We start from the raw sequence: 25,162 nt of genomic DNA on the forward strand, positions 1-25,162 counted from the left end.
TTTTTCCACGCTTTGAAGGAATTTTAAAATTTTATCGTACATTCGCACCAGCCATAGATAGATATAATACATTCAATATAGTGCCACTTTCACAATAATTATAAATGCAATTCACATAACACTATAGACATTTTAATTGAAACAACATATTGTTATATACTCTTTTAAATGCAAGCAAAACAATGCAACAATCGACATGCAAATACCCTGATTTAAACCGCAACTTGTTGGAACAATTCAACAAAAGAGAGGAAGACGCTTTTTGTTTTGTTTATGAACATTTCTATAATGAATTATATTACTTTGCCTCCAAATTATTTTTAGACAATACAGTTCTACCTTATGATGTTTTACAGGATATTTTTTTGAACGTTTTGGAGAACAAAAAACAGTTCGAATCTTTTGACCTGTTGAAATCCTATTTGTATTTATCTATCCGCAATCGTTGGAAAAATGAACATAAACACACCGAGGCAGCCCAACGTTACACCGCCCAGAATTTCGATGAAAAAGAAGACAATATCCTGTCAAATATTTTCGAGTCAGAAACATTAGCCATTCTATACAATCACCTAAAACTCCTTCCTCCGGAATGTGCCAAAGTCATGAGACTTTCTTTAGAAGGACATAAAAACCCGGAAATAGCTGAGCTCTTATCCATCTCGATTAACACTGTCTATGCTCAAAAACAGAAAGCACTAACCGTTCTAAGGAACAAATTGTCGAAGGATATGTTCGTTATTTTATTATTCTCCCTTTTTTCACACGGGGAATAATCCGCTAATTCTTAGATGGTTATCACAAATACATATTTTTTTTCAAAATATTGCCCTTTTGCGTAATTAATTTTCAAACCGATGTTGTTTCTATTATAAACAGGCGGGAGGAAACAAATTAATTTACGGAAAGATGGATTTGTATTTAAAAGCAAGAAAATTAGCACAGGAAAAGGCACAACAAATTATCGACGGTATAAAACCGGATGAATATTTCGTGGAAAATGACGAATGTAAAGAAACAATATATTTACTTTCTGATCCGGAACAAAGAACCATTCTATTAAAGAAATTTGACCAGAATGAAAAACAAAAAGCCGTAGCCTCTCTGAGAAGTTATATACGGTGGAAAAGACGCCGCCGAATAATACGTAACAGCAGTAAAATTGCGGCAATCCTAGTATTGGTAATAGGGATTGCTATCACATTCTATTCCCCCTCTCCCACCAATTTACAAACACGGGAACCGGATGGTTATCTTACACCGGGGAAACCACAGGCAACTTTAATTCTGGCAAACGGGCAAGAGATTAAATTAGACCGAGAACTTGAATTGAAAGAAAAAAATACGGCTATCCTGAACAAAAAATCAGGGGAGGTTGTTTACACGCCCGACTCCGGAAATGTTGAAATACAACAATACAACACCATCAAAGTACCCCGTTACGGAGAATACTCGGTTGTCCTGTCAGACGGGAGCCGGATAAAATTAAACTCGGAAAGTGAACTTCGTTATCCTGTTGTTTTCACGGGAGAACAGCGAGAGGTGTATTTGAAAGGGGAAGCTTATATGGAGATCTCCAAAGATCAAAAACCGTTTATCGTACACGCGTATGACACCAGAATAAAAGTATACGGGACCTCTTTTGATGTAAACAGCTACAATCCGGATGAAATTCGTATTGTGTTAGTGCAGGGGAAAGTAGGGATTCACCACTCAAAGATGCAAGAAGTAATCCTGTATCCCAATCAGTTGGCACGGGTCTCTGAAAAAGAAGGAATTGTCGTCAAAGAAAATATCAATGTCAATTATTATATCGCTTGGCAGGAGGGATATTTTGCTTTTGAGGAGGAACGTCTCGAAGATATTATGACGACACTTTCACGCTGGTACCGGATGAAAGTAATATTTGAAAATCCACAATTAAAAGATATTCGTTTTACCGCTTCGGTTCAAAAAGAAGAAAACATCAGCAAGCTACTGAATCAATTCGAACTGACCCGTACCGTATCATTCAATATCATTGAAAATCAAATTTTTATAAAGTAATATTTTAAATCAACACAATTTATCAAACTACAGTCAAAAGCTGTCAGTAAAGGGAGTTTTAACACTAATACAAAAGCTATGAAAAATTATCAGTCGGGATTTTATATCCGAAACAATCATTTGAAAATACTCTTTCTGATGATTTGTATGGTGACTCTGGCACTTTCGTTACGAGCCAACGTAACCGCCCAGACAAAAATCAACTTAAACCTTAAAAGTGTCACATTCAATGATTTGTTTCTGGAGATTCAGAAACAAACAAAAATGAATTTCGTTTTTAACGCCGACCAATTGAAAGAAATAGGCAAAATCGATCTGACAGCAAAAGATGAAAGTATCAATAGTTTATTAGAAAGAGTATTGACTCCGTTCTCTTTCACTTATGTCATAGAAGGAACAACCATTGTCATTGTTAGAAAAGACAAGGAGAACCGGGCACAGGAACAACCGGAAATGATTACCATTCGAGGTAAAGTTACAGACTCGGACGGCAACGCCCTAATCGGAGCCACGATACGGATAAAAGGTACTGCTATCGGAACGGCAACCGACGTGAACGGCGAATATAAACTAAGCGTACCCACCGAACAGAAAGAATTACTGGTAACTTACATGGGGTATATTGACCAAGTGGTGAAAGTGAACGGAAGAACCGTTATCAACATAATCCTGAAAGAAGACCGCAAGGAAATGGAGGAAGTGGTAGTCACCGGATACCAAAGCGTGAGACGGGAACGTTTGACGGGTAGTACGAAAACAATCTCGGCAAGAGAAATGGAAGGGAAAGGGCTAACCTCCGTGGAAGAAGCATTGAGCAGCACCGTTGCCGGTTTGAACATGATCAGTACCGGCCGACCGGGACAAGACGCCAAGATTCAGATCCGGGGAATCAATTCATTAAACGGAAGCACGGAACCCATTTGGATTGTTGACGGAATGCCCATGCAAGGAGAAATTCCGAATATAAAAATCGGATCAGCCGATTTACAGTCAACGATCTTCACTTCCGGTATCGGGAACTTGTCTCCCAACGATATAAAATCCATTACAGTACTGAAAGATGCAGCAGCCACGGCCATTTACGGAGCCCGGGCAGCCAACGGGGTTATTGTCATAGAAACAAAACAAGGATTAGTCGGAAAAACCCGTTTCAATTTCTCCTTGAATTACGGTATTACAGAACGGCCTGTAAATAATATACACATGATGAATACCGCCCAGAAGATTCAATTCGAACGGGAGTTTGCCACAGATGAAGCCTCCTGGTTATATGAACCCGGGCAGGTGATGAATATTTTAAGAATGAGAGACATGGGGAAATACACGACCGAGGAAACCGAAGCGAAAATTGCCGAACTGGGAAAAATTGACACGGACTGGTTTAAAGAGATATTCAGAACAGCCATCTCCCAGCAATATAATTTCAGCATGTCCGGAGGTTCTGAAAAAACACAACATTACACTTCCGTAAATTACCTGACGGAAGAAGGTACTGTTCCCAATAACACATACAGCCGTTTAGGAATGAGCAGCAAGATCACCCATTCCCCTTCCGAAAAGATTCGGATTACCGGAGGTTTGAGCGTAACTTATAAAAAGGACCAGATAACAGCCAGCTTGGTAAATCCGTTGGAATACGCCATGTATGCCAATCCTTACGAACGTCTCTATAACCCGGACGGTTCTTATGCATCCGATATTACTTACGCCCCGAATTCAAGTTCATTACATCCCGGTTTACAGTGGTCTACTTTCAATATCATGAAAGAAATCAAAGAGAACACCCAAAACACCCGGTATATTGATGCAGATATTTCGATGAAAGTGGAATGGGAGATTATCAAAGGGTTAATGTTTACCACACATGGTATTTATAACGTCAATTCCAACCATGACCGGACGGTGGAAGGTCCCGGAACCTACACGAATTACAAGAACAATTGGTATCAAAGCATGCTCGGTTGGTCTGGTGAAATGGACCCGGATATGGCGCAAGGTTCTTTGCGGGAAAGTACTTCCTACTCGAACAGTTACACGCTAAAAAATACTTTATCCTATTCAAAAGATTTCTTGGATACCCATTTCCTGAATTTATTCATCGGTCAGGAGATTATGGAACGACAAAGTAAATCTTTCTATAACTATTCCCCGATATTCGATGAGGAACACAACATCATCGGATTTCCCGAACTAACAGGCATAGCACAATCGGACATCAATTTATTGGAATTAGGAAATACGGGTAAAGAAGTTTCCCGTTTGTCTTCCTTCTATGCCAATCTGTCCTATTCATACAAGGATCGTTATATAGTAACCGGGTCCATGCGTTATGACGGTTCGGATGTAATCGGAAATAAAAATCAGTTCACTCCCTTATGGAATGTAGCTTTACGGTGGAATGTACACAAAGAACGTTTCTTGGAAACAGTATCATGGATAAACATGTTATCATTCCGGGGCGGTTTCGGTTATACCGGAAGTATAGATAAAAATGCCCTTCCTTTTCTGGTTTATACTTTAAATAAAAATATAAAATACGACGATCAACTTGTTCCCCAATCATTCACTTACCCGAATCCCAATATCAAATGGCAGACCAAAAGAGATATGAATGTCGGTTTAGACCTGTCATTGTTCGATTACCGGGTAGAGTTGAACTTGAACTATTATTACAATATTACCCGTGATGTACTGGATAAAAAACACTTGGCAATTTCTTCCGGACGAGAGGAAGCAACAGCCAACGTGGCGAACCTGCACAATAAGGGTATTGAAATTGACTTGGGCATAACTTTATTGAAAATGAAAAGATTACAATGGTTTGCCAATTTCAATATAGCCTACAATAAAAATACGGTAAAAAATACTTACTACAAAAGCGTGGATGACCTACCCACAAAAATTTCCCAGGAAGAAGGACACCAATTTGTCGAAGACAAACCGGCAGGAGGCTGGTACGGTTACCGGGTAGCAGGAATAAACCCCATGACCGGGACTACACTGGTACATAAGAATAGCAACGACGCTACTTATGACATGGCGACTAATTTCTACGATATTCCCGGAGACATGGTAAGTTACTTGGGAGACTCCAATCCACATTATGTAGGAGGCTTCTCCACGACAGTAAATTTCAGGCAATTTGTATTCTCCGCCAATTTTGAATTCAAAACAGGCCACATGATCCGTTCGTTCAACACGTTTAAAGACCCGGACAGCCAGAACCGGCACGTAAACGATTTGAATCGCTGGCGGAAACCCGGAGACATCACCAATGTTCCCCGTCTGACTCAATTGAAAGGACTCTATACTTTCTATATGTTCGATTGGGGGTTGGAAAAAGGAGACTATCTGAAGTGCGGCTATGTATCATTAGGGTATAACTTACCACTTGAATGGCTTGAAAAGATAGGGTTCAACTCCGCCCGTCTGAGTTTCACGGCTAAAGATTTATTCACAATCACAAGCTACAAGGGAATAGATCCTTTGTTAATGGGTGAATTTGGTTATCCGAATTCCCGGAAATATACATTTACATTGAATTTTGGATTCTAAAAAATAATGAAGATGAAAAAAATAATAATATGCCTCTGGGCACTGATCGTTTGCTGCTGGGGATGTGAGGATTATTTGAATGTCAAACCGTCAAATGTTCAAGCTATCCGGACTTATGACGAAGTAAAAGCTTTACTGGGTGGACATTTACGTATGTATGCCGAGCCCGATTACGACAATCTGGAGGGAACTTCAATCCCCTATATCGAAAATGACATCTGGACCTTCCTCCACTTTTACGGGGATGACATTGACGTGGACACCTACGTTAAAAACCGCTATATATTCGGGAATATAAAGAATTTGTACGTGGAATCAGCGAACTGGAAAAACACGACACAACCGGGAGTCATCTGGAAAGCCTATTACTCGAATATCGGTTTCTTTAATACGATTATTGATGAATTGAGCCGGGTTGAGGCTTCCAAGGAACAAGCCGATATTGTTCGTTGTGAAGCAAAAGTGTTACGGGCTTGGCATCTATTCAAGTTAATGCAATACTTTTCCCCTTACCACTTAAATAAATACGGGTTACCCGTCAATCTGGATGCCCAAAAGGTAGCAGAATACGACGCCTCACGCAAGACTCAGGAAGAGGTTTACCGGATAATCATTTCCGACCTGACGGAATGTGTGGAATGTACGACCGAACCTCGATCTACCTACAATGTTTTCTATGATAAAAACATCATCCATGCTATCTTAGCCCAAGTATTCCTTTATAAAGGGGATTCGGGAGCCAAAGCCGATGACGATTACGAAAATGCTGTATCACACGCAAAATCTGCCTTGGAAGCATTAAAATTACAATCCACCGAGGATTATCAGCCTTTCCCGGTATATAACGAGGTACTTGGGATTTCAAAAGAGGCTCCGCATGCTTTAATGGTTGACTTTAGGTCTGCCAACGAATTACGATTTATTGTCGGAAATCCTAAATCCGCATCACAAAATCTGTATTCTTCAGCCAGTCTCTACACATTATTTAAAGATAATGATATTAGAAAAACAAAGTTCTTCAATGACAAGCAGGTAATTACTAAATACATGAATATCGCAACCGGATATGTTTCAGTAGAACTCTATCAATTCTGGTCTGCTGCCGAAATGTACCTGATCATTGCAGAGAGCTATGCCCGTTCCGGTAATGAGTCGGAAGGAAAGAAATGGTTGGAGGATTTTCAAAAACATCGGTATTCAAATTATAACGGTTATCAAGGAAATGACCTTTTACAAGAGATATTGAATGAACGTCGCCGGGAATTCTGTTATGAATATGATATGCGTTGGTGTGACCTAAGCCGATTACAAACAGGCTGGACCCGTAATTCTTATGAAGACGCCGAACATCCTACTTATACTTTGGAGGACAACGATTATCGTTTCACGCTACCGATACCCGTGAAAGAGGAATTACAATATAACGACATCGAACAGAATCCAGGATGGCTGATTGTTACAGAATAATTAATAGTTTAAGAATTTGACATCATGAAAAATATCAGTTTTTTTATCATCATAATTTGTTTTTTATGCACAGCCTGCGAAAAACAAGAATATGAATCTTACAAAATCGAGGCTCCGCTAAATATCGTACGCCTAAGCTTGAGCCCCAACAGTCCCGTGCTGATAGCTGACGGCACCGCTGAATTAAAGTTTATCGTAAAAGCTTTCTGTGCAGTTGAAAATACCCGTTTGATACAGAAAGAAGTAGACGGAGAAATAAACCTGATCGAGAAAACTTATAGAGACACGATAGAAGTTTCTGCCGAACAGCTTGACTCGAGTCAAATAAAAATCTACCAAAAAGACGGCACTCCCGTGGATTGGACCTTTAAAACTACCGATCTTTCAGAAGATACACTGGTATTTCAGGCTTCATACCAAGGGTTTGAGTCTACACCTAGGAAAGTTGCTTTACGTCCGGCCCCGACCGATGTGTTTGAACCCATTACGGTACCCGTAATATTTCACATCGTTGTGCCCCGCAGCCAAGCAAATGCCTATGCAAGTATTCATGCCGAAGATATTGAGAAATTGATTGACCGGGTTAACCGAGTTTTTAAAAACGAAATCATTCATGCTCCTTCTTCTATCGATTCAAAAATCACGTTTGAACTGGCTACTCATGATCCCAAAGGAAACGAACTAAAAGAAAAAGGAATCAATCGAGTGGATGTCAGTGATGAGACAAGTATTAATAGTTACATTAAAAGTTATCTGATTTGGGATATAAATCACTATCTAAATATTTATATCTCCGAATTCACAGAAGACCAAGTGAACTTACCCGCATATATTTTAAATAATGGCAGTCATTTGGAAATGGGCGATCGGTATATCAGAACCGTTAATAACATTTCTGATGCAAAATATTATAGTTTCAATGAAGTTGCTGTCGGGCTTACCAGAAGCACCTATTATTCAATGGTTCAAGACAATAAGGGACTCGAAGACGCTTTAGGAATTTTCTATGGACTTTTCCCCACATACTACGGAATAGGAGTCGGAGAGCTAGACGATTTCTGCGATGATACTTACACGGCCGCTTACTCAAACATGAGCCTTGAAAAATGGACGTATCAAGAGGACGGGAATCATCTTTACAAAAACGGTAACGAAATTTACTACAATTCTTACCAGATTATGGATGTTTATGGGCCCGCTTACACGATAACCTATGATCAAGTAAAACGTATCCGCACGGTGATTGAAAATTGTCCTTTCCGGATGATGAGAAAATAAAGAACAGATACAAGTAAGTAAATCCTTACAAACGAAAGAGGTGTGGTAGAGTACCACACCTCTTATATTTTAATGCTTTGGATTTTTATCCCATATAGCCTTTCATGACACCCCGTTTGCTGTTACGCACGAACATAATGATCTCGTCACGTTCTTTGGATGCCGGCATCTCAGCCTCGATTCGTTCCACCGCGTCAGAGTTGTTCAACCCGGATTGGAAAAGTATCCGGTATATATCCTGAATCTCGTTGATCTTTTCGTTCACGAATCCGCGACGGCGCAAACCGATCGAATTCACTCCCGCGTAGGATAAAGGTAATCTCCCGGCTTTCACGTAAGGAGGTACATCCTTACCAATCAAAGAGCCGCCTTGAATCATCACGTGACGACCGATATGTACGAACTGATGTACGGCAGACATTCCACCGATAATAGCAAAATCATCCACAACGACCTCTCCGGCTAACTGACAAGCATTCGTGATAATGCAATTATCCCCGATCTCGCAGTCATGCGCGATATGCACGTAGGCCATGATCAAACAATTGCTCCCGACTTTAGTTACGCCCTTAGCGGCAGTACCTCTATTTATAGTCGCACACTCCCGGATGGTCGTGTTATCACCAATCTCGACGATTGTCTTCTCTCCCTTGAATTTAAGATCTTGAGGAATGGCAGAAATAACAGCCCCCGGAAAAATCTTACAATTTTTCCCGATATGCGCTCCCTCCAGGATAGTGACATTCGAACCAATTCTTGTTCCCTCCTCAATGACAACATTCTTATCAATTGTCACGAAAGGCTCAATCACCACGTTATCCGCGATCTGAGCTTCAGGATGAACATAAGCTAACGGTTGTTTCATTCGTTTTTTTATTTAATTACAATATAATAGTTACATTTTAAGTACAAGCTTATCACTATTTTTTCGTTTTTGCAACCTGGGCCATGAATTCACCCACTTCACAAACTAACGTTTTACCGACAAAAGCGTACCCTCTCATCGTCACGATCCCGCGACGGATGGGAGCAATCTTTACCAGCTTAAAGACCAGCGTATCGCCCGGAACAACTTTATGACGGAATTTGATACCATCTATTTTCACGAAATACGTGGAGTAATTCTCCGGGTCCTCCACCTGATTCAACACCAGAATCCCCCCGCACTGCGCCATCGCCTCCACGATCAGCACACCCGGCATCACCGGTTCTTCCGGGAAGTGTCCCACGAAGAAAGGCTCGTTCATGGTAACATTCTTACAACCGATCACGATGTCATCCGTCACCTCGTAAATCTTGTCAACCAACAAGAAAGGAGGACGATGAGGCAACAAGGCTCTCACCTTATTCACATCCATCAACGGTTCGGCTGTCGTGTCCACGTCAGGACGAACATCTTCTCTCTCCGCCTGCGTGATGGCCTTACACATTTTCTTGGCCAAGCTGGTGTTTGCTTTATGACCCGGTCTCTCCGCGATAACACGTCCTTTGATAAAACGCCCGCATAAAGACAGATCCCCGATAACATCCAGCAATTTATGACGAGCCGGTTCATTGTCAAAGTACAGGTCCAAATTATTCAAAATACCCTGTTTCACCTCGATAGAATCGTGGTTGAACAGTTTAGCCAGACGGTTCACCTCTTCTTGAGAAATTTCACGATCAACGATCACAATCGCGTTATCCAAATCCCCGCCTTTGATCAGATTGTGCTGCAAAAGCATTTCCAACTCGCGCAGGAATACGAATGTCCGACACGGGGCAATCTCTTTCGCAAAATCGGTTACTTGCTCAGAATAAGTAGCATACTGCATTTGCAAGTAAGGAGAATCGTAAGCAACGACCAAATTTATATTATAGTCGGTATCCGGCAATAACGTGATTTTCGTCTGCCCGTCCTCGCTACAAAATTCCATTTGCTCTTTCACGGTAAAGTAGCGTCTATCCGCTTTTTGTTCTTCAAAACCTACTTTCTCTATCTCTTCCACGTAATATTTAGCACTACCGTCCAAGATCGGGAATTCTTCCCCGCTTAACTCGATCAGGCAGTTGTCAATTCCGCTCCCGTAAAGAGCTGCCATCGCATGCTCCATGGTGAACACGCACACGCCGTCTTTTTCAAGACAACTGGCACGATCCATTAATTTTACATATTCAGCCAAAGCTGGAATTTCAGGAGTCCCCTCCAAATCCATTCGACGTATTCGATAGCCAAAGTTCTCTTCAGCTGGCTTAAAGGTCGCGGCCACCTGTTTCCCGGTGTGCAAACCTTTTCCATTCAAAGAAAATTCACTCTTTAAAGTTCTTTGCTTTACTGACATTTTATTCTGATTTTAATTTATTTACTTCTTTCTCTAAATCTTTTATTTGCCCGTATAGCTCCGGTAATTTACGGAACATGACATAACATTTCTGGTATTTCGGATAATCGAATGCAGGCGATCCGCGCAGGACAGATTTTTCCGGTATGTTGGAAGTGATACCACTCTGGGCAGCAATCTGCGTCCCCGACCCGATATTCAAGTGACCGACAATACCCACTTGCCCGCCGAACACGCAGTTCTCACCGACTTTTGTAGTCCCGGCAATCCCAGACTGGGCAGCGATAACCGTGTTACCACCCACCACCACGTTATGTGCAATCTGGACTAAATTATCGAGTTTAACTCCTTTTTTAATAATCGTAGAACCCATGGTGGCCCGGTCGATACAAGTATTTGCCCCGATCTCCACGTCGTCTTCCAGCAACACGTTACCGATCTGCGGGATTTTCTTGTAATGATCACCTTCCGGAGCGAATCCGAAACCGTCAGCTCCCAGTACCACTCCGGCATGAAGGATACAGGATTTCCCGACCACGCATCCCGTGTAAATCTTTACCCCGGCATAAATAATCGTGTTATCCCCGATAACCACACCGTCACCGATATAGGCCTGAGGATATATTTTCACGTTATTCCCGATTTTCGCACCTCTCCCTATATATGCAAATGCCCCGATGTAAGGTTTTTCCCCGATCGTGGCACTATCACTGATATAAGACGGTTGTTCAATTCCTACTGGTTTCGGCTTCATATCATCATACATTTGCAGCAATGTTGCAATGGCATCATAAGCCGATTCCACCCGGATCAAAGTACAGGAATACTCGTGCGTGGGTTCGAATGTTTTATTCACTAACACGATCGATGCTTGCGTCGTGTAGATATAATGTTCGTATTTAGGATTAGCTAAAAAAGCCAACGTTCCCGGCTTTCCTTCCTCTATTTTAGATACGTTATTTACAGAAATCTCGGGGTCTCCATCGACAACCCCGCTTAATAGAGCTGCTATGTCCTTTGCTTTAAACTCCATAATTCAAAAAATTTCGGCAAACTTACAAATTTTATTTGGAACTATATAGAAAATGTGACAAATATGTTTCAATACCAATATTTAAAACCATACATATCAAGGCCTAAAGGCTTGTCTCCAACACGATTTCCATTGCTATGAAACCCCTTTCCCGGAAACGTTCGCACCGAAAAAAAATATTCCGCCATCACCTATTTTCCACTGGAACTCTTTGGATTAAAAATAATTAATTGTATCTTTGCACTCGGTTATTAACAAACGAGGGGGCGATTAGTCCCCTCTTCTGTTATCTTAGATTAAAGAGTAGAATGAAAAGTACAGAGGAAATAAAAGACATTATCGAAACAATACTGCAGGGGACAGATTTGTTTCTGGTGGACTTGAAAGTATCTCCGGACAACTCGATCGAGGTCTACATCGACTCCCTGAAGGGTATTAACGTGGATTCCTGCGTGACCCTCAGCAAACAATTGGACGCAAAACTAGATCGAGATACCGAGGATTTCGAGTTAACCGTTTCGAGTGCCGGAATCGGTTATCCCTTCAAAGTAACCCAGCAATACGAGAAAAACCTGGGTAACCAAGTGGAGGTGAAACTGCAAAACGGGGGGAAATTACAGGGAATATTAAAATCCCATTCCAACACGGGAATCGTGATCGAATGTGAAGAAAAAGTGGCCGTGGAAGGAAAGAAGAAGAAAAGCATTGTCAAAGTGGAGAAAGAGATTCATTTTACAGACATAAAGGAGGTTAAAGATATTGTTGTTTTCTAAATACATAAAATAAAAATGGAAGCCATTAATTTGATAGATTCATTCGCGGAATTTAAAGAGCTTAAAAATATTGACAGGGCAACCTTGATGAGAGTATTGGAAGATATTTTCAGAAACATGCTTATCAAGCGTTACGGGACGGACGAGAATTTTGACATCATTATAAATATCGACAAGGGTGACTTGGAAATCTGGAGAAACCGCATCGTGGTGGAAGACGATGCCTTCGAAAACCCGAATACCCAAATTTCGCTAACGGAGGCAAAGAGAATCGATGCCGACTACGAGGTGGGAGAAGAGGTGACCGACGAGGTGAAATTCAAAGATTTCGGACGCCGTTCCGTGCTGGCTTTAAGACAAAACCTTTCAGCCCGGATTCTTGAACTGGAAAAAGACCACATCTTCACCAAATATAAAGAGAAAGTGGGCCAGATCGTGACCGGAGAGGTTTATCAGGTATGGAAAAAAGAGATTTTAGTTCTGGATGACGAGGGCAACGAGCTGATCCTTCCGAAACAGGAGCAAATCCCCAGTGATTTCTTCAAGAAAGGAGATACCATCCGTGCAGTCGTTATTCGCGTGGAGATGAAAAACGCCTCCCCGTACATCATCCTTTCCCGTACATCACCCGTATTCCTTGAAAGATTGTTCGAGAACGAGGTACCGGAAATATTTGATGGTTTGATCACGATCAAAAACGTGGTACGTGTTCCGGGAGAACGCGCCAAAGTGGCCGTTGAATCATACGATGACCGTATCGACCCGGTAGGAGCTTGCGTCGGAATGAAAGGTTCACGTATACATGGCATCGTCCGGGAACTGAGAAACGAAAATATCGACGTGATTAACTATACGAACAACATCCAACTATACATCACCCGTGCGTTGAACCCGGCCAAGATCAACAAGATCGAAATGGACGAGGAAAACAAGAGAGCGAACGTTTACCTGAACCCGGAGGAAGTTTCCCTGGCTATCGGTAAAGGCGGTTTGAACATCAAACTGGCCAGCCAACTCACGGGCTACGAGATCGATGTTTATCGTGAACTTGAAACCGCAGAGGAAGAAGACGTTAACCTGGAAGAATTCTCCGACGAGATCGAACCATGGGTAATCGAGGAACTGCAACGCGTGGGTTGTGACACGGCAAAGAGCGTGTTAGAGTTAAGTGAATCAGAATTAGAGAGCAGGACTGATCTTGAGATAGAGACCATCAGGGATGTTCTCAAAATATTAAGAGCCGAATTTGAATAAGGAACGCTCAAGGTTATAATGCTTGTAAAATAAAATCTTAATATGGCAGTTAGACTAAGTAAAGTTGCTAGAGAATTTAACGTAGGTTTGTCCACGATAGTGGATTACCTGCAGGAAAAGGGGATTAAGATTTCATCTGATCCAAACGCAAAATTAACAGATGACCAGTACTCTTTAGTAGCGAAAGAGTTTTCTACCGATAGCGAGGCTAAAAAAGAATCCAATCGGGTAGATTTAAAAAATACACGGTTAAAAAAAGAAACGGTTACCATTGATAACATGAACAATGGTACGGAGGAACACGCTCCGGAATTTATATCTATAAAGGACGAGATTAAACTGGAAAATAAAATTAAGGTCGTGGATCACATCGACCTGAACAGACTGAATAAACAACAAAAACCGGAAGAGAAGGTTGAGGAGGTAAAAGAGGTGAAGATCGAGGAAAAGAAAGAAGAAAAACCGGCAGAACCTCAGGTAAAAGAAACTCCCGTAGTTGCACAAAAGCAAGAACGGGAAGAAGCTCAAGCTCCTGTTGCCAGAACTCCGAAAACGATCATCAAGCAACCGAAAGTTGAAACCCGTCAGGAGGAAAAAGCCCCGTCTGAAGATCATTCCAACAGAACCGACAGGGAAGTGAGCTACAAATCACCGACCCCGGCAATTAAAGACGTGAAGGTTGTCGGGACAATCGATCTGGACGCAATCAACCAGCGTACTCGGCCCCCGAAGAAGAGTAAACAAGAAAGAGAAAGGGACAAACGAGAACTCAAGAAAAAATCTTTGGTTCCTCCCAAGAGTACGGATGACATCGTGATCAAGAAAAATGTTGTGATAAACGAAGGTGAAGAAGATTCAGATGAATCGGAAACTCGTAAAAAGAGAAAACGTATTCTGAAAAAAGACGAGAAAATCAATATTGAAGCTTCTAAAACCGCCAAACAGGAAGAAAGCAAGAAAAAAATAAAGAAGATAAAGAAAAAGAAAGCCAGCAAGGCTGAAATTTCTGAAGAAGACGTACAAAAGCAAATCAAAGACACGTTTGCCCGTTTGGGGAACAAGGGAAAAACCAAGAGTTCCAAGCACCGGAGAGACAAGCGAGATGCCGTACACCAGAAGATGCAGGCCGAAATGGAGCAGGCAGAGTTGGAAAAGAGTATCCTTAAACTCACGGAATTCGTTACGGTTAGCGAGTTAGCAACCATGATGGATATTTCCGTGGCAGATATTATCTCAACTTGTATGTCCTTGGGCTTGTTCGTGTCCATCAACCAACGTCTGGATGCAGAAACCATTAATATCGTGGCAGAAGAATTCGGATTTGATGTCGAATTTGTGAGCGTGGATATTCAGGAGGCCATTGACGAGGATGAAGACGAACAAGAAGAACACGTGGAATCCCGTCCGCCGATCGTGACCGTTATGGGACACGTTGACCACGGTAAAACATCTTTACTGGACTATATCCGTAAAGCAAACGTGATTGCCGGAGAGGCAGGAGGAATCACCCAGCACATCGGTGCTTACAGCGTGAAACTTACTGACGGAAGAACCGTGACCTTCCTAGATACCCCGGGACACGAGGCGTTTACGGCCATGCGTGCCAGAGGTGCCCAGGTAACGGATATTGCCATCATCATTATTGCAGCCGATGATAACGTCATGCCGCAAACTGTTGAGGCAATCAATCACGCCAGTGCGGCAGGAGTACCCATTGTATTCGCGATAAACAAAATTGATAAACCGGGAGCTAACCCCGACAAGATCCGGGAAGAACTGGCTGCCATGAACTACCTCGTAGAAGAATGGGGTGGTAAATACCAATGTCAGGAAATCTCCGCTAAAAAAGGTCTTCATGTAGAAGAACTTCTGGAGAAAGTGTTACTCGAGGCAGAAATCCTAGAGTTAAAGGCTAACCCGAAACGGAAAGCGATCGGTTCAATCATCGAGTCCTCGCTGGATAAAGGACGGGGTTACGTGGCAACCGTACTCGTACAAAGCGGGACATTACGCGTAGGAGACGTGGTACTAGCCGGACAATATTTCGGACACGTGAAGGCCATGTTCAACGAACGCGGAAGTAAAATGGAAGAGGCCGGACCATCCTGCCCGGCATTGATTCTCGGTTTGAACGGGGCTCCACAGGCTGGTGATAAATTCAACGTCATGGGTAACGAGAAAGACGCCCGTGCCTTGGCTAACAAACGGGAACAGTTACAACGCGAGCAGGGATTGCGTACCCAGAAACATATCACGCTGGACGAGATCGGCAGACGTATTGCCATCGGAAACTTCCAAGAGTTGAACATCATCGTGAAAGGAGACGTGGACGGTTCTATAGAGGCTTTGTCCGACTCTTTGATCAAGTTGTCAACCCCGGAAATCCAGGTGAACGTGATTCACAAAGCCGTGGGACAAATTTCCGAAGGCGATGTTATGTTGGCTGCCGCATCGAACGCCATCATCATCGGATTCCAGGTACGTCCCTCCATGGGTGCCAGAAAGCTGGCAGAGAAAGAGGAAATCGACATCCGACTTTACTCTATCATCTACACGGCGATCGAGGAAATCAAATCCGCCATGGAAGGTATGTTATCCCCGGAATTCAAGGAAGAGATCACCTCTACCGTGGAAGTGCTTGAAACATTCAAGATTACCAAGGTGGGAACGATTGCCGGATGTATCGTGAGAGACGGAAAGATCACCCGTTCTTCAAAAGTACGCGTGATTCGGGACGGTATCGTGATCTTCACCGGAGAACTGGGATCATTGAAACGTTTCAAGGACGACGTGAAAGAAGTTTCCAAGGGATTCGAGTGTGGTTTGAACATCAATAATTACAACGATATTCAGACAGGAGATTTCATCGAAAGCTTTGAAGAAGTGGCCGTGAAAAAAACATTATAAAAAATTTAACTATAAGCTAACATAGTTTCTCTCGATAATTTTGTACTTTGCATCACTAAATTTTAGAGAGAAATTATTTTAAAAACTAATTTAATTTATTCATGAAAAGACTATTAATTCTTACAGCAATATTAACCTTAATGGTTGGGGCTGCAAATTCACAGGTATTAAAACCAGTGAAATGGCAAATTTCTTTCAAGAAAGTAAGCGAAGGTGTTTATGACATCATCTGCAAAGCGACAATTGAAAGCGGATGGCATCTGTACGATACCAAATTACCGGAAAACGGACCTCTTCCTACAACCTTCAACATGGATGAAGACGAGACGAAAGACATTGAATTAGTAGGAGAATTTAAAGCAACAACAGAACCTAAAACTGAAAAGAGCGAGGCCTTCAACATGGAATTGAAATATTTCGAAGGGACCGTGACTTTCGTACAACGGGTGAAACTGAAAGGAGACAAAGCTAAATTAGTAGGCTACGTAGAATATATGTCTTGCTCTGGCGGACAATGTATCCCTCCTGCCGAAGAAGAATTTGAATTCGAATTAACGAAATAATCAAAAGGCCGTCTTCGGACGGCTTTTTTTATCTCTCTTTCCCATTGATCAACTAGAAAGAATAAAAATACATGCACTACAACCGAATTCTCTTGTTCTGTATCGTCTTCCTGTTGTTCACGTCTTGCAAGGAGAAGAAATCACCCGTTCAAACCGATTACTCGCTGGAATTTCCTCACTCGTCACAAACGCTGACTCTTTTGTTTTGCGGGGACATCATCCAACACCTTCCGCAGATATATAGCGCGCACGAACCATCGGAAAAAGACTACAAGTACCAGAAATGTTTCAAGTACATCGCTCCTTATTGGGCAGATGCCGATTTCGTCATCGCCAACCTGGAAACGACCTTGGGAAATAAAGACTTTTCCGGTTATCCCCGCTTCTGCTCTCCCTGGCAAATTGCCCGGGACCTTCATCAACTGGGAGTAACAACCTTTGTTACCGCCAACAACCATAGCTGTGACCAACTCGGGAAAGGGATCACCAATACCATCTATTATTTGGACTCATTAGGAATCCCACACACGGGAACATTCACAGATACCCTCAATTACAAAAAGAGACACCCGCTCTATCTTCAAAAAGACGGTTTCAAAATAGCATTGCTCAACTACACGTACGGGACAAATGGCCTCCCCGTTCCGAAAGGTTTTGTCGTCCCGCACATTGACACGACCGCCATAAAACAAGACATCCAACTGGCCCGCCGGGACACGGTCACCAACATCATAGCCTTCATGCACTGGGGGTATGAATACCATAACTTTCCGAACAAGGAACAGCGGGCATTAAGTAAATGGTTGCATGAACAAGGAGCTGATATGGTCATCGGCTCACATCCCCACGTGGTCCAGCCGATAGAATATTATACCTCGGACAAAGATACACTAGGCGTTACAGTTTTCTCTCTGGGCAACTTTATTTCCAACCAGTCCCAACAAGGAACAGAAGGAGGAATATGTATTCGCGTGACTTTAACGAAACCCCGGAACCATCCTGTACGTTATCAGATGGAGCCGATTAAATTTTACATGTACCGTCCCTACGAGGAAGGGCGGCGGCGTTATTACGTGGTACCGGAAAATTTGGCTGACAGTGTTATGAAAGATTTTCACCTGACGAAAAGCAAGAATTTCTTCAAGAAAACAGATACAATACTGAAATCAACCAAAACTTTTAGTTTTTAGCTTTCCGGTTTTCACTTACATATTTATATATTTGTATGACCTTAAAATAACATGAAGATGAAACTAGCAGTAATCGCACATGACGGGAAAAAAGCAGATATGGTTGCTTTCCTGAACAGACATTATGAATTCATGCACTCGGCAAACATAGAGATCATTGCTACCGGGACTACCGGAAAACATGCACAGGCTGCCGGGTTAAAAGTTGAACGCCTTCTTTCCGGTCCACTCGGGGGAGATGCCCAGATTGCAGCACAAGTGGCAGAACATAAAGTACAAATGGTGCTGTTCTTCCGTGACCCGCTTGGGAAACACCCTCACGAACCTGACGTGCAAATGTTAATGCGTGTATGTGACGTTCACAATGTTCCATTAGCAACGAACCCGGCATCCGCGGAATTGATGCTGAAAGGTTTCGAGAAACAGATGCAGAAATAGTTAATGTTTTATTAAACTTTGTGTGAAGATTTGCAAATCCGCACACAAAAAACTATGTTTGTATCGATTAAAGGTTTGTAAACCATGAGGAAACGACAGATAGCTATTATCCCGCTTATTTTTGCTAGCATGATTATGCTACTGTCGTCCATTATGCCTCATCATCACCACGGTAAATTAATCTGTTTCACGGCTACACATGAACACAGTTCGTTCATCGAAAAAGCATGTAACCACGAACATGACTCAACTCCTACCGAGGGTGAATGTGAAGTCAGATTACTATTCCAGACAAGTGTTGTAAAACAACATCATGACGAGTGTAATTGTTGCCCGAATATCATTCCGGATCAACCATTCCAATCCATACTGACCCTTGCCAGGTTAGATCACTCGTTATCACTTCTCGGAGTACCAAAAGAAGTTCCACCCATATTTTACCGGGAACGTCTCCACCCGATCACGTGGAGCGTCACCTCTGCCGGCAGGGCTCCTCCTACCGTAATAGCTTAAATATAGAATTACTCGCCCGGCGTGAACCGGACAATTATTATTTATTGTTTTATTCTCAACATTAAATCACTTATTTATGAGAACAATTATTTATGCTATTACAATATTAGCGATCTCCTTATGGGGGTGCAAAAACCAATCATCACAAGATAAACACACTCACTCCGCAACGGAAACTCACGCAGGACATGACCATGAAGGACATGACCATAGCCACGAAGGACACGATCATGAACACGAGGGACATGATCACGAACATGAGGGACACGATCATGAACATGAAACCGGGGAGGAACATGCCGGTCACAGTCACGAAAGTGAAGAAACAAAACACAGTGACGAGATCATTTTCCCGAAAGCACAAGCAGCAAAAACCACTTTCGAAGTACGGGAAATTCAACCCGCCTCTTTTAATCAAGTAGTTAAAACAACAGGACAAGTGCTTGCCGCTCCCGGTGATGAGGCTGTTATCGTCGCTACCAGTAATGGCGTCGTTTCTTTCTCTTCCAACAAACTAACGGAAGGAACAAAGGTTCAAAAAGGGCAATCCCTATTCCAGATTTCTTCAAAGGACATTGCGGAAGGAGATTATTACACGAAAGTAAAAGCAACTTACGAGGCAGCTAAAGCCAGCTATGACCGTGCCGAGGCTCTTGTAAAGGACAAAATCATATCTCAAAAAGAATTCGAAAGTACCAAACTGGAATTCGAGAACGCAAAAACAGCTTATGACGCCGTATCCAATAACAAAACGGCAAAGGGAGTCAGTGTAAACGCCCCGATTAACGGACACATGAAAAACATTCTTGTAAAAGAAGGAGAATACATCACGGTTGGACAACCGTTAGCAACGGTTTCTCAAAACCAACGCCTAGTCCTCCGGGCCGAAGTATCCCAAAGATACTACAATGCCATGCAATCCGTAAAGAGCGCTAATTTCAAGACTCCGTACGATAATAAAGTTTACTCCTTGGAAGACTTGAACGGACGCTTGCTTTCTTTCGGAAAAACTTCCAACGAGAATTCATTCTTTATCCCCGTATCTTTCGAATTTGACAATAAAGGCGAAGTGATCCCGGGATCCTTCGTAGAAGTATATCTTATTTCAGCCCCAATTGAAAACACGTTATCCATCCCTGTATCCGCGTTAACCAACGAAATGGGAATCCACTACGTGTACGTGCAAATTGACGAGGAAGGCTACCGCAAACAAGAAGTGGCATTGGGTGCCAATAATGGCAAAGAGGTACAGATCATCAAAGGCCTGCACCCCGGAGACCGTGTCGTAACCAAAGGAGCCTATCAAGTCAAAATGGCCTCTGCATCCGGAGCAATTCCTCACGGACATAGCCATGAACACTGATAAACTAAAAGTTAGAAGATAAAAACTAAAAGTTGAAATCTAAAATTAATCGCGGATGCTGAATAAGATTATACAATATTCATTACATAACCGGCTGGTGGTAATGATCGCGTCGATAGCTTTGCTCCTATGGGGGTCCTACACGGCGCATAAAATGGAAGTGGATGTATTCCCGGATTTGAACGCGCCCACGGTGGTAGTTATGACCGAGGCGCAAGGAATGGCTCCCGAAGAGGTGGAGCGTATGGTAACCTTCCCGATCGAAACGGCTGTCAATGGAGCCACGGACGTGAAAAGTGTACGTTCATCCTCTACAACCGGATTCTCGGTAGTCTGGGTACAATTTGATTGGGGTACCAATATTTACACGGCCCGTCAGATCGTGTCTGAAAAACTATCCACGTTGGGAGATGTTTTACCGAGTAACGTGGGACAACCCACCCTTGGACCGCAATCTTCCATCTTGGGAGAAATGATGATTTTCGGGTTAACTGCCGACAGTACTTCTTTACAGGATTTACGGACGATTGCCGACTGGACAATCCGGCCCCGTTTGTTATCCACGGGTGGAGTTGCACAGGTAGCCGTGATCGGTGGTGACATCAAGGAATACCAGATTCTTCTTGATCCCGCACGGATGAAACATTACGGGATCAGCATGGATGAAGTGTTGACCGTCGTGGATAACATGAATCAGAACTCCACGGGAGGTATTCTATACGAATATGGTAACGAGTACATCGTGCAAGGTCTTTTGGCAACAAATGACGTGGAAGAAATCGGTAAAGGTGTGGTAAAAACCGTGAACAACGTTCCGGTTCTATTATCAGACATCGCAACCGTACAAATCGGACCGAAAGAACCGAAACTGGGTCTTGCCTCCGAAAGAGCAAAACCTGCCGTACTGGTAACTATCACGAAACAACCGAACACGAACACGCTGGAACTAACCGATAAACTGGATCAGGCCATCGTGGACCTGCAAAAGACATTACCGTCTGACGTGAAAATCTCTTCCGACATATTCCGTCAATCCCGCTTTATCGAAAGTTCTATTTCTAACATACAGCAAGCACTATTCGAGGGAGCTATTTTCGTGGTTGTCGTGCTTTTCTTCTTCTTAATGAACGTGCGTACCACGATTATTTCGCTAGTTGCCCTTCCCCTATCCTTGCTGGTTGCCATTCTAACCCTTCACGGGCTTGGCCTGACGATCAACACGATGAGTTTAGGAGGACTTGCCATTGCCATCGGTTCACTCGTGGATGATGCCATTGTCGACGTGGAGAACGTGTACAAACGACTGCGAGAAAATCAATTAAAGCCCGCGGAAGAAAGACTTTCCTCGCTGAAAGTCGTGTTCGAGGCATCCCGCGAGGTACGTATGCCGATTCTGAACTCGACACTGATTATCGTGGCTTGTTTCTTACCCTTATTCTTCCTTTCCGGAATGGAAGGACGTATGTTGATCCCGCTAGGTATCGCATTTATCGTGGCCTTGTTCGCCTCAACAGTTGTGGCATTAACCTTGACCCCGGTACTATGTAGCTATATGCTAACGACTAAAAGAGCATTGAAACAAAACGAAAAAGAACCTTTTGTATCCCGTACCTTAAAAGTATGGTATAAAAAAGCATTGGAATGGGCTCTTTGCTATAAAAAAATAGTTATCGGAACCAGTGCCGCCCTGTTAATCTTCACGATTGTCATCATGACCGGATTGGGACGTAGTTTCCTGCCCCCGTTCAACGAAGGATCGCTCACGATTAACATCAGTACCATGCCGGGAGTTTCCTTGGAAGAATCTGATAATATGGGACGTATGGCAGAAGAGATTCTTCTGGACATTCCGGAAATACAAACCGTGGCCCGCAAAACCGGACGTGCAGAATTGGATGAACACGCCCTTGGAGTAAACGTTTCTGAAATGGAAGCTCCTTTCGAACTGGATAAACGTTCCCGGGATGAATTCTTGGCTGACGTTCGTCAACGATTGGGAGAACTAAAGGGAGTGAACATCGAAATCGGGCAGCCGATCTCTCATCGTATTGATGCCATGCTTTCCGGTACAAAAGCGAATATCGCCATCAAGCTATTCGGAAACGACTTGAATAAACTATATAACATCGGTGGACAAATCAAAGAGGCCATTCAGGGAATTGACGGAATTGCCGATTTGACCTTGGAACAACAAATTGAACGTCCCCAATTACAGATCAAACCTAAACGGGATATGCTCGCTAAATACGGTATCCCTCTGCCTGAATTCTCGGAATTCATTAACGTGGCTCTTTCCGGTAAAGTCGTGTCACAAGTGTACGAAGGCGGTAAAGTGTTCGACCTCACCGTAAAAGTACATGATGATGACAAGGCTAACATGGAACAGATCGGCAATTTGATGATTGATGCCAACGGGCAGAAAGTACCACTTCACTACGTGGCTGAAATCCTTCCCTTGGTAGGTCCGAACACCATCAGCCGGGAAAACGTGCAACGGAAAATCGTTGTTTCGGCCAATGTTGCCGGACGTGACTTGAACGGTGTGGTAAAAGACATCCAAAAAACAGTAGGGGAACAAATCACCCTACCGGAAGGTTACCACGTGGAATACGGCGGACAATTCGAAAGCGAACAAGCGGCATCCCGCACGTTGTTCCTAACCTCGGTAATATCCATATTATTGATCTTCCTTTTATTGTTCAACGAGTTCCACAGTATGCCGTTATCCGGTATCATCATGTTGAACTTACCGTTGGCAATTATCGGAGGAGTACTAAGCATTTGGTTTACATCGGGAATCATCAGTATTCCGGCCATCATCGGGTTTATCTCCCTGTTCGGAATCGCTACCCGAAACGGTATATTACTCGTGTCTCACTACAATCACCTGCGCTCGGAAGGTATGTCCTTGCATGATAGCGTTGTTCATGGTTCACTTGACCGGTTGAACCCGATCTTGATGACAGCCTTGACTTCCGCTTTAGCCTTGATTCCGTTAGCCGTAGGCGGTGACCTTCCGGGTAATGAAATCCAAAGCCCCATGGCTCAGGTAATTCTAGGCGGATTGTTAAGCTCTACTTTATTAAACGGTTTTGTCGTTCCGATCATGTACCTGTTACTTAATCACAAACAGAAAGAGATCGAGAACCTGGAAATGTAACCTTTTGAAAATAAAGAAATGAAAACATATAAATTGTACATACTCGGATGGATGCTTTTGGGTACTCTCACCACGAGAGCCCAAAACAGCATCGATCAAGTGCTGAAAAGCATTGAAACCAACAACAAGTCATTGCAAGCCAACACGAAAATGACCGATGCTCAAAAGTTGGAGGCCCAAACCGGGAAGTTCCTTGCCAATCCCTCGGTGGAATGGGAACAGATGTGGGGTAACCGCAACAATCCCGGTTCGGAGTACACGTTGACGGTAAAACAATCTCTGGATTTCCCAACAACCTACTCCAACAAAAACAAACTGGCAAACTTAAAAGCAAACACGATCGGATTCCAATCCGCCGCCTATCGCCAACAATTACTTTTAAATGCCAAACAGACTTGTATAGAGATCATCTACTTGCGGAAACAAAAGAGCCTCTTGGACGAGCGGTTAGCTAATGCAGAAACCATGTTCGCTCTCTACAAAAAGCGGTTTGAATCCGGTGACGCGAACCAATTGGAATTAAATAAAATCCAGTTGGAATTATTGAATGCTCAAAATCAAAGCCGCTTGAACAAAGCCGCCTTAACCGCTGCCGAAGAGCAACTTCGCAATTTAAACGGGGGGAACCCGATCACGTTTGACGCGACGGACTACCCGGCGGGGGAAGAACTCATCAATTTTGACCAATTACAAGCTGCCTTCATGGAGGCAGACCCGAATTTGAAAAGCCTTACCGGAGATCAAGAGATTGCCAACCGGGAAGTGAAATTAAGTCGTTCCCTTACCTTGCCGAAATTCGATGTCGGGTACAAACGTAATGCAGCCTCGGACCACGTGGCTTCTAATGGATTTATGGTAGGAGTATCTATCCCCCTGTTCGAGAACAAGAACACGGTGAAAAAAGCGAAAGCACAAGCTGAATTTGCCACGGCCTCATTGGAAGACAATCGCTTGAATTTAAAAACGAATCTTCAACAGCTTTACCAACAAGCCGAGGCATTACAGATTTCTCGTGCCGATTATGCCAAAGTATTGGAACAACAACGTAATATCGAATTACTCAACAAAGCCCTGAATGCCGGACAACTCTCCGTAATTGACTATTTCACGGAACTCACGACAATCTATGATAGTCACCAAAGCTATCTGGACGTGGAGAAAGAGTATCACAGCATATTAGCTCAATTGTATCAATACAAGCTATAAAAATTACGGGGCTGTCCAAAAAGTCATTTGTATATCAAAAACTCCTCCGTCACTTCGTGCCACCTCCTCTATAAACAGAGGAGGAGCTGGTGACT

18 protein-coding genes are annotated in these 25,162 nt (G+C 43.0%); 15 read left to right on the forward strand and 3 right to left on the reverse strand.

What is annotated here, in order from left to right:
* Positions 1-182: 182 nt before the first annotated feature.
* From I2I33_RS10810 to I2I33_RS10830, 5 genes are all read left to right on the forward strand, one after another.
* Positions 183-776, forward strand: a complete 594-nt coding sequence (locus I2I33_RS10810; RefSeq protein WP_087421521.1) for an RNA polymerase sigma factor — start codon at positions 183-185, stop codon at positions 774-776.
* Between the two features lie 133 nt (positions 777-909).
* Positions 910-2,046 (forward strand): FecR family protein, encoded by a 1,137-nt coding sequence (locus I2I33_RS10815; protein WP_087421520.1) that lies wholly within the window; start codon positions 910-912, stop codon positions 2,044-2,046.
* 78 nt (positions 2,047-2,124) lie between these two features.
* The gene (locus tag I2I33_RS10820; protein ID WP_087421519.1) at positions 2,125-5,601 is read left to right on the forward strand and encodes a SusC/RagA family TonB-linked outer membrane protein; all 3,477 of its coding nucleotides are present in this window, start codon (positions 2,125-2,127) and stop codon (positions 5,599-5,601) included.
* A 12-nt stretch (positions 5,602-5,613) separates the two neighbouring features.
* Positions 5,614-7,068, forward strand: coding sequence for a RagB/SusD family nutrient uptake outer membrane protein (locus tag I2I33_RS10825; protein ID WP_162613814.1), 1,455 nt, complete (start codon positions 5,614-5,616; stop codon positions 7,066-7,068).
* A gap of 24 nt (positions 7,069-7,092) precedes the next feature.
* Positions 7,093-8,346, forward strand: a complete 1,254-nt coding sequence (locus I2I33_RS10830; RefSeq protein ID WP_087421517.1) for a hypothetical protein — start codon at positions 7,093-7,095, stop codon at positions 8,344-8,346.
* 85 nt (positions 8,347-8,431) lie between these two features.
* Here the strand turns inward: I2I33_RS10830 and lpxA are convergent, their stop codons facing one another.
* Genes lpxA through lpxD form a run of 3 tightly spaced genes read right to left on the reverse strand, consistent with a single transcriptional unit; the run spans position 8,432 to position 11,700 of the window.
* Complete coding sequence (lpxA, locus tag I2I33_RS10835) at positions 8,432-9,211, reverse strand: acyl-ACP--UDP-N-acetylglucosamine O-acyltransferase (protein ID WP_027200407.1); 780 nt, start codon at positions 9,209-9,211, stop codon at positions 8,432-8,434.
* A 55-nt stretch (positions 9,212-9,266) separates the two neighbouring features.
* The gene (locus I2I33_RS10840) at positions 9,267-10,667 is read right to left on the reverse strand and encodes a bifunctional UDP-3-O-[3-hydroxymyristoyl] N-acetylglucosamine deacetylase/3-hydroxyacyl-ACP dehydratase (protein ID WP_087421516.1); all 1,401 of its coding nucleotides are present in this window, start codon (positions 10,665-10,667) and stop codon (positions 9,267-9,269) included.
* A gap of 1 nt (position 10,668) precedes the next feature.
* Positions 10,669-11,700 carry a UDP-3-O-(3-hydroxymyristoyl)glucosamine N-acyltransferase gene (gene lpxD, locus I2I33_RS10845; RefSeq protein ID WP_027200409.1) on the reverse strand — a complete coding sequence of 344 codons (1,032 nt, stop codon included), beginning with the start codon at positions 11,698-11,700 and terminating at the stop codon, positions 10,669-10,671.
* Positions 11,701-12,008: 308 nt separating this feature from the next.
* Here lpxD and rimP point away from each other — a divergent pair, with 308 nt between their 5' ends.
* From rimP to I2I33_RS10895, 10 genes are all read left to right on the forward strand, one after another.
* Entirely contained in the window at positions 12,009-12,473 is a 465-nt protein-coding gene (rimP, locus tag I2I33_RS10850) for a ribosome assembly cofactor RimP (protein ID WP_087421515.1), read from the forward strand.
* Between the two features lie 15 nt (positions 12,474-12,488).
* On the forward strand, positions 12,489-13,727 hold the full coding sequence (nusA, locus tag I2I33_RS10855; protein WP_087421514.1) for a transcription termination factor NusA: 1,239 nt from the start codon (positions 12,489-12,491) through the stop codon (positions 13,725-13,727).
* A 42-nt stretch (positions 13,728-13,769) separates the two neighbouring features.
* A complete protein-coding gene (gene infB / locus I2I33_RS10860) occupies positions 13,770-16,634 on the forward strand; it encodes a translation initiation factor IF-2 (RefSeq protein ID WP_087421513.1) in 2,865 nt (954 codons plus the stop codon).
* Positions 16,635-16,735: 101 nt separating this feature from the next.
* Complete coding sequence (locus I2I33_RS10865; protein ID WP_229128272.1) at positions 16,736-17,197, forward strand: protein-disulfide reductase DsbD domain-containing protein; 462 nt, start codon at positions 16,736-16,738, stop codon at positions 17,195-17,197.
* 71 nt (positions 17,198-17,268) lie between these two features.
* Positions 17,269-18,387: a CapA family protein gene (locus tag I2I33_RS10870; protein WP_087421511.1), complete on the forward strand. Its 1,119-nt coding sequence runs from the start codon at positions 17,269-17,271 to the stop codon at positions 18,385-18,387.
* Between the two features lie 57 nt (positions 18,388-18,444).
* Entirely contained in the window at positions 18,445-18,825 is a 381-nt protein-coding gene (locus I2I33_RS10875; protein WP_027200415.1) for a methylglyoxal synthase, read from the forward strand.
* 84 nt (positions 18,826-18,909) lie between these two features.
* Positions 18,910-19,338, forward strand: a complete 429-nt coding sequence (locus I2I33_RS10880) for a DUF6769 family protein (protein ID WP_140402595.1) — start codon at positions 18,910-18,912, stop codon at positions 19,336-19,338.
* Between the two features lie 76 nt (positions 19,339-19,414).
* Entirely contained in the window at positions 19,415-20,701 is a 1,287-nt protein-coding gene (locus tag I2I33_RS10885; RefSeq protein ID WP_087421510.1) for an efflux RND transporter periplasmic adaptor subunit, read from the forward strand.
* Positions 20,702-20,756: 55 nt separating this feature from the next.
* Positions 20,757-23,861, forward strand: coding sequence for an efflux RND transporter permease subunit (locus tag I2I33_RS10890; RefSeq protein ID WP_087421509.1), 3,105 nt, complete (start codon positions 20,757-20,759; stop codon positions 23,859-23,861).
* 18 nt (positions 23,862-23,879) lie between these two features.
* On the forward strand, positions 23,880-25,067 hold the full coding sequence (locus tag I2I33_RS10895; RefSeq protein WP_087421508.1) for a TolC family protein: 1,188 nt from the start codon (positions 23,880-23,882) through the stop codon (positions 25,065-25,067).
* Positions 25,068-25,162: the final 95 nt, after the last annotated feature.

Origin of the sequence: Butyricimonas sp. BSD2780061689_150309_C8 (assembly GCF_015560935.1) — a bacterium.
Lineage (GTDB): Bacteria > Bacteroidota > Bacteroidia > Bacteroidales > Marinifilaceae > Butyricimonas > Butyricimonas paravirosa.

What these genes read in the sequence shown, in the direction of transcription:
- I2I33_RS10810 (WP_087421521.1), top strand. Translation starts at nt 183, where the DNA reads ATGCAACAATCGACATGCAAATACCCTGATTTAAACCGCAACTTGTTG.
- I2I33_RS10815 (WP_087421520.1), top strand. Translation starts at nt 910, where the DNA reads ATGGATTTGTATTTAAAAGCAAGAAAATTAGCACAGGAAAAGGCACAA.
- I2I33_RS10820 (WP_087421519.1), top strand. Translation starts at nt 2,125, where the DNA reads ATGAAAAATTATCAGTCGGGATTTTATATCCGAAACAATCATTTGAAA.
- I2I33_RS10825 (WP_162613814.1), top strand. Translation starts at nt 5,614, where the DNA reads ATGAAAAAAATAATAATATGCCTCTGGGCACTGATCGTTTGCTGCTGG.
- I2I33_RS10830 (WP_087421517.1), top strand. Translation starts at nt 7,093, where the DNA reads ATGAAAAATATCAGTTTTTTTATCATCATAATTTGTTTTTTATGCACA.
- lpxA (WP_027200407.1), bottom strand. Translation starts at nt 9,211, where the DNA reads ATGAAACAACCGTTAGCTTATGTTCATCCTGAAGCTCAGATCGCGGAT.
- I2I33_RS10840 (WP_087421516.1), bottom strand. Translation starts at nt 10,667, where the DNA reads ATGTCAGTAAAGCAAAGAACTTTAAAGAGTGAATTTTCTTTGAATGGA.
- lpxD (WP_027200409.1), bottom strand. Translation starts at nt 11,700, where the DNA reads ATGGAGTTTAAAGCAAAGGACATAGCAGCTCTATTAAGCGGGGTTGTC.
- rimP (WP_087421515.1), top strand. Translation starts at nt 12,009, where the DNA reads ATGAAAAGTACAGAGGAAATAAAAGACATTATCGAAACAATACTGCAG.
- nusA (WP_087421514.1), top strand. Translation starts at nt 12,489, where the DNA reads ATGGAAGCCATTAATTTGATAGATTCATTCGCGGAATTTAAAGAGCTT.
- infB (WP_087421513.1), top strand. Translation starts at nt 13,770, where the DNA reads ATGGCAGTTAGACTAAGTAAAGTTGCTAGAGAATTTAACGTAGGTTTG.
- I2I33_RS10865 (WP_229128272.1), top strand. Translation starts at nt 16,736, where the DNA reads ATGAAAAGACTATTAATTCTTACAGCAATATTAACCTTAATGGTTGGG.
- I2I33_RS10870 (WP_087421511.1), top strand. Translation starts at nt 17,269, where the DNA reads ATGCACTACAACCGAATTCTCTTGTTCTGTATCGTCTTCCTGTTGTTC.
- I2I33_RS10875 (WP_027200415.1), top strand. Translation starts at nt 18,445, where the DNA reads ATGAAACTAGCAGTAATCGCACATGACGGGAAAAAAGCAGATATGGTT.
- I2I33_RS10880 (WP_140402595.1), top strand. Translation starts at nt 18,910, where the DNA reads ATGAGGAAACGACAGATAGCTATTATCCCGCTTATTTTTGCTAGCATG.
- I2I33_RS10885 (WP_087421510.1), top strand. Translation starts at nt 19,415, where the DNA reads ATGAGAACAATTATTTATGCTATTACAATATTAGCGATCTCCTTATGG.
- I2I33_RS10890 (WP_087421509.1), top strand. Translation starts at nt 20,757, where the DNA reads ATGCTGAATAAGATTATACAATATTCATTACATAACCGGCTGGTGGTA.
- I2I33_RS10895 (WP_087421508.1), top strand. Translation starts at nt 23,880, where the DNA reads ATGAAAACATATAAATTGTACATACTCGGATGGATGCTTTTGGGTACT.